4 protein-coding genes are annotated in these 2,731 nt (G+C 63.9%); all 4 read right to left on the bottom strand.

Annotated features, from left to right (window positions below; all coding sequences use genetic code 11):
• The coding region (locus GKC28_RS26020) for a helix-turn-helix domain-containing protein (RefSeq protein ID WP_174149828.1) at nt 1-180 on the bottom strand (180 nt) is incomplete at its 3' end.
• A gap of 117 nt (nt 181-297) precedes the next feature.
• Complete coding sequence (locus GKC28_RS26015) at nt 298-1,185, bottom strand: glucokinase (protein ID WP_174149827.1); 888 nt, start codon at nt 1,183-1,185, stop codon at nt 298-300.
• Nucleotides 1,182-2,279 carry an ABC transporter ATP-binding protein gene (locus GKC28_RS26010; RefSeq protein ID WP_174149826.1) on the bottom strand — a complete coding sequence of 366 codons (1,098 nt, stop codon included), beginning with the start codon at nt 2,277-2,279 and terminating at the stop codon, nt 1,182-1,184. Before GKC28_RS26010 ends, GKC28_RS26015 begins: the two co-directional genes overlap by 4 nt.
• 4 nt (nt 2,280-2,283) lie before the next feature.
• Nucleotides 2,284-2,731, bottom strand: a 448-nt coding sequence (locus tag GKC28_RS26005; RefSeq protein ID WP_174149825.1) for a carbohydrate ABC transporter permease, incomplete at its 5' end; no start/stop codon positions are given.

Here is a 2,731-nt window from a genome sequence, read left to right as displayed (position 1 = left end):
GTATCCGTTCAGCTCAGGAAGTTCCTTGTCATCAAAGAAATTACGCTTGAGTTCCCGGTAGATCGTAGACGCTGCGCGGCCCAGCCGGTCTGCGATCTCAGGCACCGGCATTTTGGCTTCACGCCACTTGGCAATCTTCCGGCGTTCTTCCAAACTCAGGTGAGGGTAATTGCGTCCCATTCAATAGCCTCCATGCAAACATCTGTTTTGATACAGAATTTGCACTTCGGATGTGAATCCACCACCGTTAGCTAGAGCGATCCGTAATCATGGTTATGTTAATAGATGGTCGGCACCTCACGCCGGTAGGCGCAGGGCTGCGCAGCCCTTCAGGGCGGCGGCGTCATCGAGGATGACATGCACCGGGGCGGTGATGCGGGCGTCCAGTTCGAAGGGTTGCTGGAACCGCTCGGCAAAGACCGCCCGCGCCGGGGATGCGAGGATGCTGCGGGCCACGGCGCCGGCGAAATAGACACCCTGCGCAGGCAGGAAGGCCAGCATCAGGTTGCGCGCCAGAAGTGCCAGAAGGTTTGCGTAGAACGCCTGAAAGTTCTGCGCGCCGGTGTCATCCTCTGGGAAATGCGCCCGGACCGCCGCATACCCGCGGCCGGAGAAAAGATTCTCGACAGTGGCAAACGCGTCTGCCTCCGGCACATGGCTGCGCAAATGTTCCGCCACGTCCAGCGGCAGGCTGACATGGCCGTATTCCACGTTGAGGCACTGCACCTGCCCGCCCGCCTGCAGCACCGGCGACAGGTTGAAGCCGGTGCCGATGCCCGCCACAAGGCGCTGGCCGTCTCCGCCCGTATCACCCGCGGGCGCGATCACCTTATCGAGGCACTCAGCCCCCAGATGCGGGCAGGCCTGACCCAGTGCTGCGAGGTCATTGAGCAGATGCACCTGCGCGCCGTTCAGATGCTGCGACAGCGCCGCGGCGTCAAAGTCCCAGTCCCGGTTGGTGAGCCGGGCTGTGCTGCCGGTCACTGGCCCGGCGATGGCAATGGCGACCTCTGCCACGCCTTCGGGGGCAGCGCCTTGCAAGTAGCGGTCCATCACCTCAGCAAAGCCGGAGCAGCCATCGTTGCGGTAGCTTTGCACCGTGTCCGCCAGCAGCACGCCATCGCGCGCCAGACCGAGGCGCGTGTTGGTGCCGCCGACGTCCGCGGCCAGCCGCGCCCCGGTCAATTCAGCCGCTCGCCGGTAGCGGGCGAGAAATAGGAGACCTTGGACAGATCAAAGGCCAGATCCAGCATCTGCCCCGGCTGTGCCCGGGTTTCGGCGTGCAGCCGCGCCGTCACCTGCTTGCCGCCGAGGTTGGAGACCACATAGGTATCGGCGCCCGCAGGCTCTACCATGTCGATCAGGCAGGCGGCCTCCTGCACGCCTTCGCCCGCGCGGAAGCCCGCCTCGGCGATGTCTTCGGGGCGCACGCCCAGGATCACGTCCTGCGGCAGGCCGGTGGCGCGGCTGTCCTTCAGCACGATCGGGGCGCTGCCGCCGCAGTCCATCTCGATCCTTGTGCCCTCGCCGTTCGGCTGCGCACGCGCGGGGATCAGGTTCATCGCCGGGCTGCCCATGAAATCGGCCACAAACAGGTTGGCGGGCTTGTTATAGATTTCTGCCGGCGTGCCGATCTGCTGCACCACGCCGCCCTTCATCACCACGATCTTGGTTGCCAGCGTCATCGCCTCGATCTGGTCATGGGTGACATAGACCATGGTGGCGCCGAGGTTGTGGTGCAGTTTCTTGATCTCGGTCCGCATCTCGACCCGCAGCTTGGCGTCGAGGTTCGACAGCGGCTCATCAAACAGGAACAGCTTGGGATCGCGCACGAGCGCCCGGCCCATCGCCACCCGCTGCCGCTGGCCGCCCGACAACTGGCCGGGGCGGCGGTCCAGCAGCGCCTCGATCTGCAGCTGCGCCGCGACCTCCTTCAGCTTGCGGTCCTGGGTGGCGGCATCGGCGCCGCGCACCTTCATGCCAAAGGTGATGTTCTTGGCCACCGTCATCGTCGGGTAGAGCGCGTAGGACTGGAACACCATGGCGATGTCGCGGTCCTTGGGGCTGACATGGGTCATGTCGCGGCCGCCGATTTCGATCCGCCCGCCGGAGATCGGCTCCAGCCCGGCGATGCAGTTCAAGAGCGTGGACTTGCCGCAGCCCGAGGGGCCGACCAGCACCAGGAAGTCGCCCGGCTCGATGCTGACGTTGATGTCCTTCAGGATCTCGGATGCGCCGTAGTTCTTGCGCAGGTTGGTGATGTCCAGAATGGGAGCCATGGGATTACCCTTTCACAGAGCCCGCGGTCAGGCCGCGGATGAAGTATTTGCCGGCAACGGCATAGACCAAGAGTGTCGGCAGCGCGGCGATGATCGCGGCGGCCATGTCGACGTTGTATTCCTTCACGCCGGTGGTCGAGTTGACGATGTTGTTGAGCGCCACCGTGACCGGCTGGGTGCCGGCCTGGCTGAAGGAGACTCCGAACAGGAAGTCGTTCCAGATCTGGGTGAACTGCCAGATCACGGTGACCACGATGATCGGCAGCGACAGCGGCAGGAAGATCGACCAGAAGATGCGGAAGAAGCCTGCGCCGTCCACCTTGGCCGCCTTCACCAGATCATGCGGAATAGTCACATAGAAGTTGCGGAAAAACAGCGTGGTGAAGCCAAGGCCATAGATCACATGGACAAAGATCAGCCCCGGAATGCTGCCCGCCAGCCCCATCCCCATC

This window comes from Leisingera sp. ANG59, assembly GCF_013317235.1.
Taxonomy (GTDB): domain Bacteria; phylum Pseudomonadota; class Alphaproteobacteria; order Rhodobacterales; family Rhodobacteraceae; genus Leisingera.
The sequence above is the reverse complement of the archived record's forward strand: the minus strand, read 5'-3'. Positions and strand labels throughout refer to the sequence as shown.